This is a genomic window from Microbacterium sp. 22242 (assembly GCF_052045495.1).
Lineage (GTDB): Bacteria > Actinomycetota > Actinomycetes > Actinomycetales > Microbacteriaceae > Microbacterium.
The window spans coordinates 25,371-39,363 of record NZ_JBQEOZ010000017.1; the positions used below are offsets into that span (position 1 = coordinate 25,371).

A 13,993-nucleotide genomic window follows, 5' to 3' on the forward strand; every position below is an offset into this window, starting at 1 on the left:
CCCGGTCCCGGCGCCGCGGCGTTTCACGAGGCCGTGGACGGGCTCGGCGACGGCGCCGGGCTCTTCGGTGCCGGGCTCTTCGGCGTCTTGGCGGTCGCGGCCTCGCAGCGGTCGAGCCGGGTCTTCAGCTTCGACGTCGCGTCCTTGATCCGGTCGCCGTATCCGCCCGACTCGGCCTTGGTGACGATGCTCTTGACGTCGTCGGCGCGGGCGGTGCCGGTGGCCGCGCGAGCGCCCTTCAGATCGGTTCTCAGCGCGGACGGGAGCCGGCGCCACGCGTCGATCGCGCCCTCGAGCGTCTTGCGCCCCTTCGCCGCGGCGGCGACGTCGGCGCCGTACCCGCCGGACTGCGCCTTGGCCAGGATCTTCTGGGCGGCTTCCTTGCGGGCCGACGTCGTGGACTCCTTGCGGGCCTTGGCGATGTCGTCGTGCAGGGCCGTGGGCAGGGCGTCGTAGGCGTGCCGGACCGCCGCCACGTCATGCACGCAGACGGCCGGCACCTTCGCGGGGGCGGTGGCCGCGTCGGCGGCGACCGGCACCGCCACGATCCCGGCGACCGCGGCGAGCGCGAGCGCGCCGGCGCCGAGCAACCCTCCGTATCGCCTGCTCGGCCGCAGGGGCGTGGTGGCCGCGGCGCGGTGCGGTGTCGTGTCGTCGTGCATCATGGCTGCTCCTCGGATTCGGGCGGGCCCGATCCTCCGGGGACGGGCCTGAGCTTGTCTGTCCTGTCATCCTGCGCCGCGCGTGTGCGGACGACGTCGACGTATTGTTCGGGCAATGTAAGGGTTCCCTGTGGAACGCCGTCGACGCGACGGCCTCCTGCCGTCTCCCCGGTTGAATGAATGTCATGAACCCCCGGGCCGGCCTGGATGCGCCCGCCGGTCTCGTCCTGGTGGTCGAGGACGAACCGGCGATCGCTGCCGTGGAGCGTCTCTACCTCACCAAGGCCGGTTTCGGCGTGGAGACGGCCGCCGACGGGCGAGCGGCCTGGGCGGCCGTCAAGGCGCACCGCCCGGTCGCGATCGTGCTGGACGTCGGGCTGCCGCAGATCGACGGGATCGAGCTCTGCCGGCGGCTGCGGGCGGAGGACGACTGGACGCCGATCATCTTCGTGACCGCGCGCGACGACGAGCTGGAGCGGCTCCTCGCTCTCGAGCTCGGCGGCGACGACTACCTGACCAAGCCGTTCTCCCCGCGCGAGCTCGTCACCCGGCTCAGGGCGGTGCTGCGCCGGACGAACGGCCCTGCCACGCGCAGCCGGATCGTCCTCGGCCCACTCGAGGTCGACCTGGAGCAGCGTTCGGTCGTGCTGCGCGGTGCCCGCCCGGCCCTCACCGCCACCGAGTTCGATCTGCTCGCCCACCTCGCCCGGTCGCCGGGGCGGGTGTTCAGCCGGGAGCAGCTGCAGTCGGCCGTGTGGGGGCACGCGGATCACGCCTCGGGGCGCAGCGTGGACGTGCACATCGCCCAGCTGCGCGCGAAGCTCGGGCCCGGCTCGGGCATCCGCACCGTACGCGGCGTCGGGTACGCGCTGGACGAACAGGACGCCGAGGCGGCCGCGACGGGATCGGCGGGCTGAGATGCGCTCGCCGCTGCGCACGCTCGCCGGGCGGATGGTGCTGACGACCGTTGTCGTCGCGACCGTGGCCGTCGTGGTGGCCGGCGCGGTGTCGTTCGGCCTGGTGCGCGCGGCCACGCTGAACGAGGCGCGCACGGTCGCCTCATCGATCGCCGACGAATGGGCGGCGCTTCCGCAGGCGCAGCTCCGGCAGGAGATCGCCGACCGTTCCGCCGTCGGCGACGAACCGCGGATCGCGCTCGTGGAGAGCGACGGAACCGTCCTGGGATCGAGCGGTATCGTGATGCGCCCGAAGGTGCGCGCCCGCATCGTCACGGGATCGAAGCTGTCGGCGACGATCACCAGCAAGGGCGCCTCGTACATCGTCGAGGCCCGGCCCGCGGCGGACGGCGACACGGTCGTCGTGGCGCGGTCGGTCGAATCGGTCGACGCCCAGGTGTTCGACGTCGCCGGAAAACTGGCACTCGCGCTGTCGATCGGCCTGGCCGTCGCGATCGCGGCAGGCGTGCTTCTCGCGCGGGCGGTGACCGGGCCGCTGTCCCGCACCGCCACGGCGGCTCGACGACTCGCCCGCGGCGAACGCGGCGTCGGCCTGCCGGCAGCGGGCACCGCCGAGGTCTCCGACGTCGTGGACGCGCTCGACGAACTCGACCGCGCCCTCGCGACCAGCGAAGCCCGGCAGCGCGAGTTCCTGCTGTCGATCTCGCACGAGCTTCGCACGCCGCTCACTGCGATCGGCGGCTACGCGGAGGCGCTCAGCGAGGGGATGATCGACGCCGGGGAGCTCGACGCGGTCGGCGCGACGATGCTCGCCGAGACACGGCGTCTGGACAGGTTCGTCGCCGACCTGCTCGAGCTGGCCCGGCTCGAGGCGCACGACTTCCCGGTGGATTCCGGGTCCGTCGACGTCTCGCAGCTGGTCGCCGATGCCGTCGCCGCCTGGCGAGCGATCGCCGACGGCGCGGGCGTCGCGCTCTCCGCCCAGGCCGCTCCGGGACTCATGGCGGAGACGGACGCACACCGGGCACGTCAGATCCTCGACGGCCTGCTCGAAAACGCGCTGCGCGTGACCCCGGCGGGCGGGACCGTCACGGTCACCGCCGCCCGCGGCACGACGGGCGAGACGTCGCGGGCCGCGATCCTCCTCACGGTCCGCGACACCGGCCCGGGACTGACCGCCTCCGACCGGGACGTCGCCTTCGAACGGGGCGCGCTGCACGAACGCTACCGCGGACTGCGGCCGGTGGGGACGGGTCTCGGTCTCTCGATCGCGCAGCGCTTGGCGGGCCGTCTCGGTGCGAGTCTGCAGGCCGTCGACCCCCGCGGGGAGGGCGCCGCCTTCCAGCTCGCCCTTCCCGCCATCGTCGACGCCACGCACGGTTCGACGGCCTAGCGCCGGCCCGTTGTCCGCAGCATTGTCGGTCGTCAGCCCTTGCCGCGGCCCCGGACCGCCTTGATCGACATCTGCACCGCGATCGCCACGGCGTAGACGGCGAAGAGCAGGTTGGCGAGGCGCGGATCGATGAGGGCCGCGAGCCATGCGCCGAGCGCCGTCGTGGTGCACGCCGCGAGACCGATGATCCCGGCGGCAAGAAGATCGACGTTGCGTGTGCGCAGGTTGCCGAACGTGCCCGAGATGCCGGTGGGGATCAGCATCAGCAGCGAGGTCCCCTTGGCAACCAGGTCGCTCGTGCCGAACGCGAGCATGAGCACGGGCACCGCGATGACCCCGCCGCCCACGCCGATCAGACCGGCCAGCACCCCGGTGATCAGGCCGAGCAGGAGCAGCAGCGGCCCGGTGACCCAGGTCAGGTCGAGGCCGGCACCGCGGGACGGGATGACGAGGAAGAGGCTGATGATCACGATGACGAGGAACCCGACGAAGCACCAGCGCAGGGCGGTCTGCGAGATCCTCGGCAGCAGCCGCGTGCCGATCTGCGCGCCGAACACGGATCCGAGCGCGAGGATCAGCGCGGGGATCCAGGCCACGGAGCCGTGCACCGCGTAACTGATCACGCCGACGATCGAGGTCGGCACGATCGCGGCGAGCGAGGTGCCCGCGGCGAGACGCTGATCGAAGCCGAGGAGGAGCACCAGCATCGGCACGATGAGGGTGCCCCCGCCGACGCCGAAGAGCCCGGAAAGGAGGCCGGCCGCGAGGCCGATCCCGATGAATGCGACGTAGGCGCGCGTCCCGCGCATCCGTGCGACGACTCCCTCGGCCACGCTCGCTCCTGTCCGCCGCACTCGCGCGCGGCGCGTTCAGCCTAGCCGCCGGGTGGCGCGAGAGCGTCGGCGATGACCGGGCCGACCCCGTGCGGGTCTCCGCCGCTTCTCACCGATCGGCACGAACACCGAACCCCGGTCAGCGCCCTTCGAACCGGGGAGGCCGCTTCTCCTGGAAGGCGGCGAAGCCCTCGCAGTAGTCGTCGGTGTCGCAGAGCGCCGCCTGTGCGGCGTTCTCCTGCCGCATCGACTCCCACAGGCCCAGCCGCTCGTCCCGCAGCGCGGCGACGAGGCGCTTGCTCGCGACGAACGCGGCGGTGGCGCCGGAGGCCGCACGCTCCGCCGCCGCCACGGTGGCGTCGAGCAGCTCGTCGGCCGGGATCGCCTGCGAGAACAGTCCAGCGGCGACGGCCTCGGATCCGCTCATCAGTCGCCCCGTGTAGATCAGGTCGAGTGTGCGATGCGCGCCGAGGCGCTCCACGAACAGCGCGTGCCCGCCCGAGTCGAGCGTGGCGCCGAGGGCGGCGAAGGGGGATCCGATCTTCGCGGTGTCGGCGACGTACACGACGTCGGTCGCGATGAGCAGGCCGAGCCCCACGCCGAGCGACGCGCCCTGCGCGGCCGCGAACGTCGGTGCGGGGAACGCCGACATGCGCTGCAGCACCGGCGTGACGAGCCCGTCCAGGTAGCCCATCACGTCGTCGTCGCGCGGGTCGACGCCCGCGATGTCGCGGCCTGCGCAGAACGCGCGGCCCTCACCGCGGAGCACGAGCGCGCGCACGCCCGCGCGCTCCGCCTCGGCATAGGCATCGCCGAGATCGCGCACCGCCTCCTCGTCGAGGGCGTTGAGCTTGGCGGGGTTGTTCAGCACGACGTGGGCGACGGCGCCGTCGATCGCGAGGTCGATCATGCTTCCTCCTTGGTCCCTGGTTTTGTCGAAGGGGCGGATCCGGCGACCCCTCAGACGTCGTAGTCGACGACGACGCGGTCCGAGGTGGGATGCGACTGGCAGGTGAGGACGTAGCCGCGCTCGAGCTCGTCCTTCTCCAGCGCGTAGTTCTCGGTCATGGTGACGGATCCGTCGACCAGGCGCGCCCGGCAGGTGCCGCACACCCCGCCGGCGCAGGCGAACGGCACATCCGGACGCACCCGCAGCGCGGCGTTCAGGATCGACTCGTTCGCCGCCACCGGACTCTGCACCGTGCCGGCCTGTCCGTCGAGCGTGAACTCGATCGTGCGCACCGGCTCGTCCTCGCGCACCACGACCGGGCGGCCCCCTTCCGGCCGCTCCTGTCCCGGCTCGCCCGTGGTGAACAGCTCGTAGCGGACGTGGGCGGACTCGACGCCGATGTCGGCGAGGACGTCGCGGCACAGCTGCACGAGGTCGAACGGACCGCAGAGGAACCATTCGTCCACGGTGCCGGGCAGCACGAGGCCGTCGAGGATCCCGCGCAGCCGCTCCTCGTCGATCCTCCCGGACAGCAGCGGCGCCGAGCGCTGCTCTCGGGTGAGCACGTGATGCACGGCGAACCGGGCCGGGTAGCGGTCCTTGAGGTCGGCGAGCTCCTCGAGGAACATCACGTCCATGGTGGAGCGGTTCGTGTAGACGAGGGTGAACGCGCTCGACTCCGACCGCGCGAGCACCGTCGCGGCGAGCGCCATCAGCGGAGTGATCCCGGATCCGGCGGCGATGCCGGCGACGTGCGCGCCGTCGAGCGCGTCGAGCGTCGAGGTGAACGCCCCCTGCGGGCTCATCACCTCGATCCGGCTTCCCTGCTGCAGCTCGCTCAGCGCCCACGTGGAGAAGCGGCCGCCGTGGTCGCGCTTGATCGCGACGCTGACCCCGGTCCCTGGGCGGGCCGAAGAACCCGGCGAAGGGCCGGGAGCGGGTGGCCGGCACAGCGAGTAGGAGCGGCGCACTTCGCGCCCGTCGATCTCGGCGCGCAGCGCCACATGCTGTCCGGCCAGGTAGTCGAACTCGCCGGCCAGCTCGGCCGGCACCGCGAACGAGACCTCGATCGCGGTGGCCTCGTCGCCGCTCCAGGTGAGCGGCCGCACCTCCTGCACGGTCAGCGTGTGGAAGCGGGCGCGCCGGCGCGGCGCGACTCCCTTCCCCGGATCCGCCGAGGGATCGGATCCGCCGACCGCGCTGTTGAGCAGCGCGCCCGCGATCCGCTCCGAATCCGTCCCCTCGACGGCCGCGGTCCGCGGCGCCGCGCTCGGATGCCAGAGCGCGGCCATCAGATCACCTTGAAGTGATCGAAGGGCTCGAGGCAGGCTCGGCACTCGTAGAGCGCCTTGCACGACGTGGAGCCGAAGCGGGAGATCTCGCGGGTGTCCAGCGAGCCGCAGCGGGGGCAGCGCACCCCGAGCGCGACCCGGATCGGACCGCGGTGGGCGACACTGCCCGTGGGCGGCGCGATCCCGTACTCGGTGAGCTTGCGCTTGCCGTCCTCGCTCATCCAGTCGGTGGTCCACGCGGGCGAGAGCACCAGGCGAACCTCGACGTGGTCGAATCCGGCGCGGATGAGCGCGAGCTCCACATCGTCGCGGATCGCGTCCATGGCCGGGCAGCCGCTGTAGGTGGGGGTGATGTCGACGCGGATCCGGTCGTCGTCGACCTTCACGTCGCGCAGCACGCCGAGATCCTCGATCGTCAGCACCGGCACCTCGGGATCCTTCACCGCGGCGGCCGCTTTCCAGGCCCGCTCCCGGAGGTCGTGCTCCGCCGCGGCCGGGAGGACCTGCCCGGTCACCACGTCGCCCCCGGGTGCCGTCGGGCCAGCACCTGCATCTCGGCGAGGAGGTGCCCGAGCCCGGTCGCGTGGGATCCGCGCCGTCCGCCGCCGGTCGAGGTCGACCCGGCGGGGATCTCCAGGTCGGCTTCGGCGAACACCGCCGCGACGACCGCGTCGAAGCCCGCGCGCAGGGAGGAGGGGCGCACCGCGGCGTCGCCGAGTCGGTCGATCAGCGGGTCGTCGCGGAACAGCTCGGCGGCGTACGGCCACACGTCGGCGACGGCGCGCACGATCCGGGCACGGGACTCCTCGGTGCCGCCGGCGAGGCGCAGCACCCACTGCACGGCGTGGTCGCGGTGGTAGTCGACCTCCTTGACCGCCTTCTCGGCGATCGCGGCGAAGGTCGCATCCGTGCTGCGGCGCAGGGCGGAGTAGAGCTCGAACATGTATGCGCTGACGAGGAGCTGCCGCGCGATCGTCTGCGCGAAGTCGCCGTTGGGCTGCTCCACGAGCCAGCAGCTGCGGAACCCGGCCTCGTCGCGGAAGTAGGCGAGGTCGTCCTCGCTGCGTCCGTCCCAGGATCCGGCGTAGCGCAGGAAGGAACGGGCGTGGCCGAGCAGGTCGAGCGCGATGTTGCCGAGTGCCACGTCCTCCTCGAGCTCCGGCGCGTAGGTGATCCACGCGCCGAGCTGCTGGGACAGGATCAGGGCGTCGTCGCCGAGCCACAGTGCGTACTCCGCGACATCGGCCGAGGCGGCGCGCGCGCCGGTCCCGGACAGCTCCGCGGCGAGCGCGAGCTCATCGACCGACACGTCGCCGTGCGGGTCGATCGCACGGTCCGGCTCCGGTCCCTGAGCCTGTCGAAGGGCGCTCACAGGTGCGGCACCCCCTCGGACGCCGTGTAGTACACGGCGTGCCGGTAGTTCTTGCCGGCCGGGCTCTCGAAGAACGCGCCCTTGTCATCCGGGTCGCTCGTGGTGATGGCGTCGGCCTGCACGACCCAGATGGAGGTGCCCTCGTTGCGCCGCGTGTAGAGGTCGCGGGCGTTGCGGATCGCCATCTCGGCGTCGGGCGCGTGCAGGGATCCGACGTGCACGTGGCTGAGCCCGCGGTTCGCGCGCACGAACACCTCGAACATGGGCCACAGCTCTTCGGGCGAGGCACCGGGAGCGGTCATCACGCCGCCTCCGCTTCCTTCGGTCCCTGAGCCTGTCGAAGGGACTGCTTCCGGGCGTACTCGGCCGCGGCCTCGCGCACCCAGGCGCCCTCCTCGTGCGCGTCGCGGCGGCGCTGCAGCCGCTCGGCGTTGCACGGGCCGTTGCCACGGACGACCTCGAAGAAGTCGTCCCAGTCGATCTCGCCCATCTCGTAACGTCCGGTCTCCTCGTCGAAGCGCAGCTCCGGATCCGGCAGCGTCACGCCGAGGATCTCGGCCTGCGGCACGAGCATGCCGACGAAGCGCTGGCGCAGGTCGTCGTTCGAGAACCGCTTGATCTTCCACTGCATCGACTGCGCGGAGTTCGGCGACTGGTCGTCCGGCGGTCCGAACATCGCGAGCGAGGGCCAGTACCAGCGGTTCACCGCGTCCTGCGCCATGGCGCGCTGCTCCTCGGATCCCTGCATGAGCGTGAGCAGGATCTCGAAGCCCTGGCGCTGATGGAACGACTCCTCCTTGCAGATCCGCACCATGGCGCGGCCGTAGGGGCCGTAGGACGCGCGGCAGAGCGGCACCTGGTTGCAGATCGCGGCGCCGTCGACGAGCCAGCCGATCGCACCCATGTCCGCCCAGGTCGGCGTCGGGTAGTTGAAGATCGACGAGTACTTCGCCCTGCCGTCGATGAGCTGCTGCATCATCTCCTCGCGGGTGATCCCGAGGGTCTGCGCGGCCGAGTACAGATACAGGCCGTGCCCGGCCTCGTCCTGCACCTTCGCCATCAGGATCGCCTTGCGCTTCAGGCTCGGGGCGCGCGTGATCCAGTTGCCCTCGGGCTGCATGCCGATGATCTCGGAGTGCGCGTGCTGGGAGATCTGCCGGATCAGGGTCTTCCGGTACGCGTCGGGCATCCAGTCCCTCGGCTCGATGCGCTTCTCGTTCTCGATGAGCTCGTCGAACACCTGCTGGGGGTCGACATCGGCCATGAGGGAAGCCTGTGGGGCGGTCATCCTCGACACCTCCTGCGAATTACCTACCGTTCGTCCAGTTATTATGGCACACTCGTATCGTTCGCAGAAGAACGGCCCCCTTCGAAGGAGAAGCGATGACCGAGACGGCTCCCGGCCCCTCGAGCGCCTCCGGGCCCGGCCCGCTGCGGCCGATGATGCGACGGGATCGCGCCTCGGCCGCCCTGGGCATGCGGGTCGAGGCGGATGAGCCCGGCCGCGCCGTCGTGTCGATGCTCGTGCGCGAGGACATGACGAACGGCTTCGACATCACCCACGGCGGTCTCGTCTTCACGCTCGCCGACACGGCGTTCGCGATCGTCTGCAACGAGGACGAGCGGGTCACGGTCGCGGGCGGCGCCGACATCACGTTCCTCAAGTCCACCAGGGCCGGCCAGACGCTGACCGCGACGGGGGTGCGCCGGGCGCGCAACGGCCGCACCGGCCTCTACGACATCACCGTGACCGACGAGACCGGCGACGTGGTCGCCGAGTTCCGCGGCCGCTCGATCACCACCGACCGCCCCTTTCCCGACGAGGAGCCCTCATGACCGACGCCGTCGTCGACGCCGCCCGCGACCGGGACGCCACCGCGCTGTCCCTCGACGAGCTGCGGGCGCTGCAGCTCGAGCGCCTGCAGTGGTCCGTGCACCACGCCTACGAGAACGTGCCGTTCTCGCGCCTGGCCTTCCAGAAGGCCGGGATCCATCCCGATGACATCCGCACCCTCGCCGACGTCGCCCGGCTGCCGTTCACGACCAAGAGCGATCTGCGCGAGTACTACCCGTTCGGCATGTTCGCGGTGCCGATGGCTGACGTGCGCCGGATCCATGCGTCCTCCGGCACGACCGGTCGACCGACCGTGGTGGGCTACACGCAGGAGGATCTGGACAACTGGGCAGAGCTCGTCGCTCGCTCGCTGCGCGCCGCGGGCGTGCAGCCGGGCTGGAAGGTGCACAACGCGTACGGCTACGGCCTGTTCACCGGCGGTCTGGGCGCGCACGCGGGCATCGAGCGGCTCGGCGCGACGGTGATCCCGATGTCGGGCGGGCAGACGGCCAGGCAGGTGCAGCTGATCCACGACTTCGAGCCCGATGCGATCATGTGCACGCCCACGTATCTGCTCACGATCGCCGACGCGCTGGAGGCGGCGGGGATCGATCCGCGTTCGACGTCGCTGAAGGTCGGGATCCTGGGTGCTGAGCCGTGGACGAACGAGATGCGCCGCCAGATCGAGCAGCGGCTGAACATCGACGCCGTCGACATCTACGGGCTCAGCGAGGTGATGGGCCCGGGAGTGGCGATGGAGGCGGTGGCCACGAAGGACGGCCCGCACATCTGGGAAGACCACTTCCTGCCGGAGATCATCGACCCGGAGACCGGCGAGCCAGTGCCCGACGGCCAGCCGGGCGAGCTCGTGTTCACCTCGCTCACCAAGCAGGCCTTCCCGGTGATCCGCTACCGCACCCGCGACCTCACCCGGCTGCTGCCCGGATCCGCATACCCCGCCATGCGCCGGATGGAGAAGATCACCGGCCGTGACGACGACATGATCATCCTGCGCGGCGTGAACCTGTTCCCGACCCAGATCGAGGAGATCGCGCTCGGGATCGAGACGCTCACCCCGCACTTCATCCTCGAGCTGACCCGGCAGGGTCACCTGGACGCGCTCACCGTGCGGATCGAGCGGCATCCCGACATCGACGCCGCCACCGCCGTGGCCGCCGCCGAGGTGCTGAAGCTGCGGATCAAGACGTCGATCGGCACCTCGGTCGACGTCACGATCGAGGAGCCCGGATCCCTCCCCCGCAGCGAGGGCAAGTACAAGCGCCTCTACGACCTGCGCTGAAGACGACGGGGGATCCTCAGCCGGGACTCGAGAACTCCTCGACCGCCTGCCGCCCCGCGTTCGCGGCGCGATCGAGAAAGCCCGAGATGACCTGAAGCTCAGCCGGCGAATAGTCGGCGCAGACCGCATCCAGCTGCGCGTTCATGCCTTCGTAGTGGCGGAAGACCTCGGCCATGGCGTCCGGACGCGCCGAGACGAGCACTCCGCGTCGGTCGGCGTCGTCCCGCTGGCGCCGCACCCAGCCGCCCTTCTCCAGCCGGTCGATCACCCCGGTCATGGTCGACGGATGCACGCCGGCCCGTCGTGCGAGGGCGCTGGGGCTGGCCGGTCCGTGCTGGGCGAGGAAGTCGAGGCAGTCGAGATCGATGTCCCGCAGCTCCACCTGCGTCGAGACGTGATGCGAGAGCAGCGCGATCTGGTTGTTCACCTCGCGGAAGCGCCGCTTGAGCTCGCTCGTGATGCGTCGCCGGGTGCGCGCGTCCTCGGGGTCGACCAGGTCCATTCCCGTCACTCTAGTCGATCTCGAATTCATATAGTATGGTTTTCGTATTATACGAATTCAGTCCTAATGACGAAAGGGACGCCCCATGAACATCGTGGTCTTCGGAGCGAACGGACCGACGGGGCGCCTCGTGGTGCGGCTCGCCCTGGATGAGGGGCACCGCGTCACCGCCGTCACGCGATCTCCCGGCTCCTTCCCGCTCGCCCACCCGGCGCTGCGCGTCGAGCCCGGCGACGTCTTCGACACCGATTCCGTGCACCGCGCGATCGCCGGTCATGACGCCGTCCTCTCCGCGCTCGGGGTCCCGTACTCCCGGGAGGAGATCACCACGTATTCGACGGGTGCCCGCGCGATGCTGAGCGCCATGTCGGCGCACGGAGTCCGTCGGCTGGTCTGCGTCAGCTCGAGCGCGGTCGACGTCGAGGCCGGACCGCACGGCGGCTTCTTCTTCGAGCACGTACTGCAGCCGTTCGTCACCGGCGTCCTCGGCAGGACCCTCTACGACGACATGAAGCGGATGGAGCGTGTCGTCGCCGCGAGCGACACGGACTGGACGGTGATGCGCCCGTCCGGCCTGTTCGACGCCGCGGCCGTGAGCGACTACCGCACCGCCGAGCGGTATCTGCCGCAGAAGTTCACTGCCCGCGTCGACCTCGCCGACGCGATGCTTCGCCAGATCGACGACCGCCGCCACCTGCGCACCACGGTCGCCGTCGGTACGGTCTCCGGAACGCCGAGCGTGGCTCGGCTCATGATGCGCGAGGCCTTCAAGAGGCCTCCCCGCGCGGTGCTGGGCAACGCCTGAGCCCTCTCGATCCGTGCCGCGAGCTCGAACCGGATCCGTGCTCAGTCCTCGGCGCCCTTCGCGTCGTCGCTTCGCTCCGTGCTCGGGACGAGCTGCTTCTCCACCAGGGTCAGCACGTCGTAGGTCGCCACGACCTCGTCGCGCTGGTTGTGGATCACGGCGTCCCAGCGCACCTCGCCGTACGCGTCGGTCTCGCGCGGGGTGATCTGCTTGGCGGTGAGCGTCACCCGGATCGCGTCGCCCGGCTTCACCGGCGTCACGAAGCGCAGGTTCTCCAGGCCGTAGTTCGCGAGCACCGGCCCCGGCTCTGGCGAGACGAACAGGCCCGCCGCCCACGACACCAGCAGGTAGCCGTGCGCCACGCGGCCGCCGAAGAACGGGTTCGCCGCGGCGGCCTCCTCGTCCATGTGCGCGTAGAACGTGTCGCCCGTGGAGTGCGCGAACGCCTCGATGTCCGCGAGCGAGAGCTCGCGCAGGCCCGATTCGACCTGGTCGCCGAGGCGCAGTTCGGCGAGCGATTTGCGGAAGGGGTGCACCGCCCTGTCCGTCCCCGCGCCGGTGTGCCACACGCCGGTGATCGCGGTGAGGATCTCGGGCGTGCCCTGAATCGCGGTGCGCTGCATGAAGTGCCTGACCGCGCGGATCCCGCCCAGCTCCTCTCCCCCGCCGGCACGACCGGGGCCGCCGTGTACGAGGTGCGGGACAGGCGAGCCGTGCCCGGTCGAGGTGCGCGCGTCGTCCCGGTTCAGGAACAGCACGCGGCCGTTGTACGCCGCGATGCGGGTGAGCAGCTCGGTCGCGACCGCCGGATCCTTCGTCGCGACGCTGGTGACGAGGGATCCGCCGCCGCGGCCGACCAACTCCGCCGCCTCCTCGAGGCTGCCGTAGCCGAGCACGCTGGCGACCGGGCCGAACGCCTCGACCTCGTGCACCGCCCTCGCGGTCGTGTCGGCGAAGCCGACGAGGATGGGCGCGACGAAGGCGCCCTCCGGCGCCAGGCCGATGCTGCCGTCCGCCCGGACGACCTCCGGCGCGTCGGTGGATCCCAGCAGCAGCTCGCCGCCGGCGGCCCGCAGCGCAGAGACCTGGCGCAGCACTTCCTCGCGCTGCTCGGCCGAGACGAGCGGCCCCATGGTGACGCCCTCGGCATGCGGGTCGCCGATCACGACCCGCTCGGCGATCTTCGCCTGCAGCGCCGCCACGAGCGGATCCACGAGCTCGGCCGGCACGATCGCACGGCGGATCGCTGTGCACTTCTGGCCGGCCTTGGTGGTCAGCTCGATCATGAGCTGCTTGACGTAGGCGTCGAACTCGGGGGTCTCGGGCGTCGCGTCCGGACCGAGCACGGAGGCGTTGATCGAGTCGGTCTCGCTCGTGAAGCGCACGTCGTCCGAGGTCTGTGCGCGCAACCGCGCCGCGGTCGACGCGCTGCCCGTGAACGCGACGAGGTCGCCGAGGCGCAGCAGGTCGAAGATCCCGGGCAGGGATCCGCTGACCAGTTGCAACGATCCGTCCGGCAGCAGCCCCGAGTCGACCAGGATCCGCACCCACGCCTCCGCGATGTAGGCCGTGGGCGTCGCCGGCTTCACGATCGACGGGACGCCGGCGAGGAACGCGGGGGCGAACTTCTCCAGCGCCCCCCACATCGGGAAGTTGAAGGCGTTGATCTGCACCGCGACGCCGGGCAGGCGGGTGTAGACGTGGCGGCCGAGGAAGGATCCGTCCTTCGACAGCGGCTCGACCGGTCCGTCGAGGAGCACGGTCGCGTTCGGCAGCTCCCTGCGTCCCTTCGACGAGTAGGTGAACAGCACCCCGATGCCGCCGTCGATGTCGCTGAGCGAGTCGCGCACGGTCGAGCCGGACGCCTTGGAGAGCTCGTACAGCTCGTCCCTGTGCTCGTTCAGCACGGTCGCCATCTGCTTCAGCAGCAGTGCGCGCTGATGGAAGGTCAGGGCCCCGAGGCTCTGCTGGCCGACCGTGCGCGCGTACTCGACCGCGCCGGCGAGATCGATGCCGGCCGAGTCGACGCGGACGATCTCGGCGCCGGTCGACGCGTCGCGGACGATCGTGCCGTCGTCCGAGGCGGAGGTCCACCACGCGCCCTGAAGGTAGCTGGGCAGCAGTTCGGTCATCG

15 protein-coding genes are annotated in these 13,993 nt (G+C 71.2%); 5 read left to right on the forward strand and 10 right to left on the reverse strand.

Annotated elements, in window-relative coordinates:
* Positions 1 to 23 precede the first annotated feature (23 nt).
* A complete protein-coding gene (locus ACTJJZ_RS15510) occupies positions 24 to 665 on the reverse strand; it encodes a hypothetical protein (RefSeq protein ID WP_440722090.1) in 642 nt (213 codons plus the stop codon).
* Positions 666 to 847: 182 nt separating this feature from the next.
* Here ACTJJZ_RS15510 and ACTJJZ_RS15515 point away from each other — a divergent pair, with 182 nt between their 5' ends.
* Both ACTJJZ_RS15515 and ACTJJZ_RS15520 read left to right on the forward strand, forming a co-directional pair.
* A complete protein-coding gene (locus tag ACTJJZ_RS15515; RefSeq protein ID WP_440722091.1) occupies positions 848 to 1,579 on the forward strand; it encodes a response regulator transcription factor in 732 nt (243 codons plus the stop codon).
* Between the two features lies 1 nt (position 1,580).
* A complete protein-coding gene (locus tag ACTJJZ_RS15520; RefSeq protein ID WP_440722092.1) occupies positions 1,581 to 2,972 on the forward strand; it encodes a sensor histidine kinase in 1,392 nt (463 codons plus the stop codon).
* 32 nt (positions 2,973 to 3,004) lie between these two features.
* Here ACTJJZ_RS15520 and ACTJJZ_RS15525 read toward each other — a convergent pair whose 3' ends face one another.
* From ACTJJZ_RS15525 to paaA, 7 genes are all read right to left on the reverse strand, one after another.
* Positions 3,005 to 3,781, reverse strand: a complete 777-nt coding sequence (locus ACTJJZ_RS15525; RefSeq protein WP_440722144.1) for a sulfite exporter TauE/SafE family protein — start codon at positions 3,779 to 3,781, stop codon at positions 3,005 to 3,007.
* Between the two features lie 163 nt (positions 3,782 to 3,944).
* The gene (locus tag ACTJJZ_RS15530; protein ID WP_440722093.1) at positions 3,945 to 4,715 is read right to left on the reverse strand and encodes an enoyl-CoA hydratase/isomerase family protein; all 771 of its coding nucleotides are present in this window, start codon (positions 4,713 to 4,715) and stop codon (positions 3,945 to 3,947) included.
* Positions 4,716 to 4,765: 50 nt separating this feature from the next.
* The gene (paaE, locus tag ACTJJZ_RS15535; RefSeq protein ID WP_440722094.1) at positions 4,766 to 6,046 is read right to left on the reverse strand and encodes a 1,2-phenylacetyl-CoA epoxidase subunit PaaE; all 1,281 of its coding nucleotides are present in this window, start codon (positions 6,044 to 6,046) and stop codon (positions 4,766 to 4,768) included.
* Positions 6,046 to 6,561, reverse strand: a complete 516-nt coding sequence (gene paaD, locus ACTJJZ_RS15540) for a 1,2-phenylacetyl-CoA epoxidase subunit PaaD (RefSeq protein WP_440722095.1) — start codon at positions 6,559 to 6,561, stop codon at positions 6,046 to 6,048. Before paaD ends, paaE begins: the two co-directional genes overlap by 1 nt.
* The gene (gene paaC / locus ACTJJZ_RS15545; RefSeq protein ID WP_440722096.1) at positions 6,558 to 7,418 is read right to left on the reverse strand and encodes a 1,2-phenylacetyl-CoA epoxidase subunit PaaC; all 861 of its coding nucleotides are present in this window, start codon (positions 7,416 to 7,418) and stop codon (positions 6,558 to 6,560) included. Before paaC ends, paaD begins: the two co-directional genes overlap by 4 nt.
* Positions 7,415 to 7,720 (reverse strand): 1,2-phenylacetyl-CoA epoxidase subunit PaaB, encoded by a 306-nt coding sequence (paaB, locus tag ACTJJZ_RS15550; protein WP_440722097.1) that lies wholly within the window; start codon positions 7,718 to 7,720, stop codon positions 7,415 to 7,417. Before paaB ends, paaC begins: the two co-directional genes overlap by 4 nt.
* Entirely contained in the window at positions 7,720 to 8,706 is a 987-nt protein-coding gene (paaA, locus tag ACTJJZ_RS15555) for a 1,2-phenylacetyl-CoA epoxidase subunit PaaA (protein ID WP_440722098.1), read from the reverse strand. Before paaA ends, paaB begins: the two co-directional genes overlap by 1 nt.
* A gap of 95 nt (positions 8,707 to 8,801) precedes the next feature.
* Between paaA and paaI the strand changes: the two genes are divergently transcribed.
* Together paaI and paaK are read left to right on the forward strand one after the other, a co-directional pair.
* A complete protein-coding gene (gene paaI, locus ACTJJZ_RS15560; RefSeq protein WP_440722099.1) occupies positions 8,802 to 9,254 on the forward strand; it encodes a hydroxyphenylacetyl-CoA thioesterase PaaI in 453 nt (150 codons plus the stop codon).
* On the forward strand, positions 9,251 to 10,552 hold the full coding sequence (gene paaK / locus ACTJJZ_RS15565; protein WP_440722100.1) for a phenylacetate--CoA ligase PaaK: 1,302 nt from the start codon (positions 9,251 to 9,253) through the stop codon (positions 10,550 to 10,552). Before paaI ends, paaK begins: the two co-directional genes overlap by 4 nt.
* Before the next feature lie 16 nt (positions 10,553 to 10,568).
* Here the strand turns inward: paaK and ACTJJZ_RS15570 are convergent, their stop codons facing one another.
* On the reverse strand, positions 10,569 to 11,054 hold the full coding sequence (locus tag ACTJJZ_RS15570; protein WP_440722101.1) for a MarR family transcriptional regulator: 486 nt from the start codon (positions 11,052 to 11,054) through the stop codon (positions 10,569 to 10,571).
* 85 nt (positions 11,055 to 11,139) lie between these two features.
* Between ACTJJZ_RS15570 and ACTJJZ_RS15575 the strand changes: the two genes are divergently transcribed.
* Complete coding sequence (locus ACTJJZ_RS15575) at positions 11,140 to 11,859, forward strand: NAD(P)-dependent oxidoreductase (RefSeq protein ID WP_440722102.1); 720 nt, start codon at positions 11,140 to 11,142, stop codon at positions 11,857 to 11,859.
* A 41-nt stretch (positions 11,860 to 11,900) separates the two neighbouring features.
* Here the strand turns inward: ACTJJZ_RS15575 and paaZ are convergent, their stop codons facing one another.
* Complete coding sequence (paaZ, locus tag ACTJJZ_RS15580) at positions 11,901 to 13,991, reverse strand: phenylacetic acid degradation bifunctional protein PaaZ (protein ID WP_440722103.1); 2,091 nt, start codon at positions 13,989 to 13,991, stop codon at positions 11,901 to 11,903.
* Positions 13,992 to 13,993 lie beyond the last annotated feature (2 nt).

Coding starts and splice junctions, on each gene's coding strand:
- ACTJJZ_RS15515 (WP_440722091.1), top strand. CDS start 848: ATGAACCCCCGGGCCGGCCTGGATGCGCCCGCCGGTCTCGTCCTGGTG.
- paaZ (WP_440722103.1), bottom strand. CDS start 13,991: ATGACCGAACTGCTGCCCAGCTACCTTCAGGGCGCGTGGTGGACCTCC.
- paaA (WP_440722098.1), bottom strand. CDS start 8,706: ATGACCGCCCCACAGGCTTCCCTCATGGCCGATGTCGACCCCCAGCAG.
- paaK (WP_440722100.1), top strand. CDS start 9,251: ATGACCGACGCCGTCGTCGACGCCGCCCGCGACCGGGACGCCACCGCG.
- paaI (WP_440722099.1), top strand. CDS start 8,802: ATGACCGAGACGGCTCCCGGCCCCTCGAGCGCCTCCGGGCCCGGCCCG.
- ACTJJZ_RS15530 (WP_440722093.1), bottom strand. CDS start 4,715: ATGATCGACCTCGCGATCGACGGCGCCGTCGCCCACGTCGTGCTGAAC.
- paaE (WP_440722094.1), bottom strand. CDS start 6,046: ATGGCCGCGCTCTGGCATCCGAGCGCGGCGCCGCGGACCGCGGCCGTC.
- ACTJJZ_RS15520 (WP_440722092.1), top strand. CDS start 1,581: ATGCGCTCGCCGCTGCGCACGCTCGCCGGGCGGATGGTGCTGACGACC.
- ACTJJZ_RS15510 (WP_440722090.1), bottom strand. CDS start 665: ATGATGCACGACGACACGACACCGCACCGCGCCGCGGCCACCACGCCC.
- ACTJJZ_RS15525 (WP_440722144.1), bottom strand. CDS start 3,781: ATGCGCGGGACGCGCGCCTACGTCGCATTCATCGGGATCGGCCTCGCG.
- ACTJJZ_RS15575 (WP_440722102.1), top strand. CDS start 11,140: ATGAACATCGTGGTCTTCGGAGCGAACGGACCGACGGGGCGCCTCGTG.
- paaB (WP_440722097.1), bottom strand. CDS start 7,720: ATGACCGCTCCCGGTGCCTCGCCCGAAGAGCTGTGGCCCATGTTCGAG.
- ACTJJZ_RS15570 (WP_440722101.1), bottom strand. CDS start 11,054: ATGGACCTGGTCGACCCCGAGGACGCGCGCACCCGGCGACGCATCACG.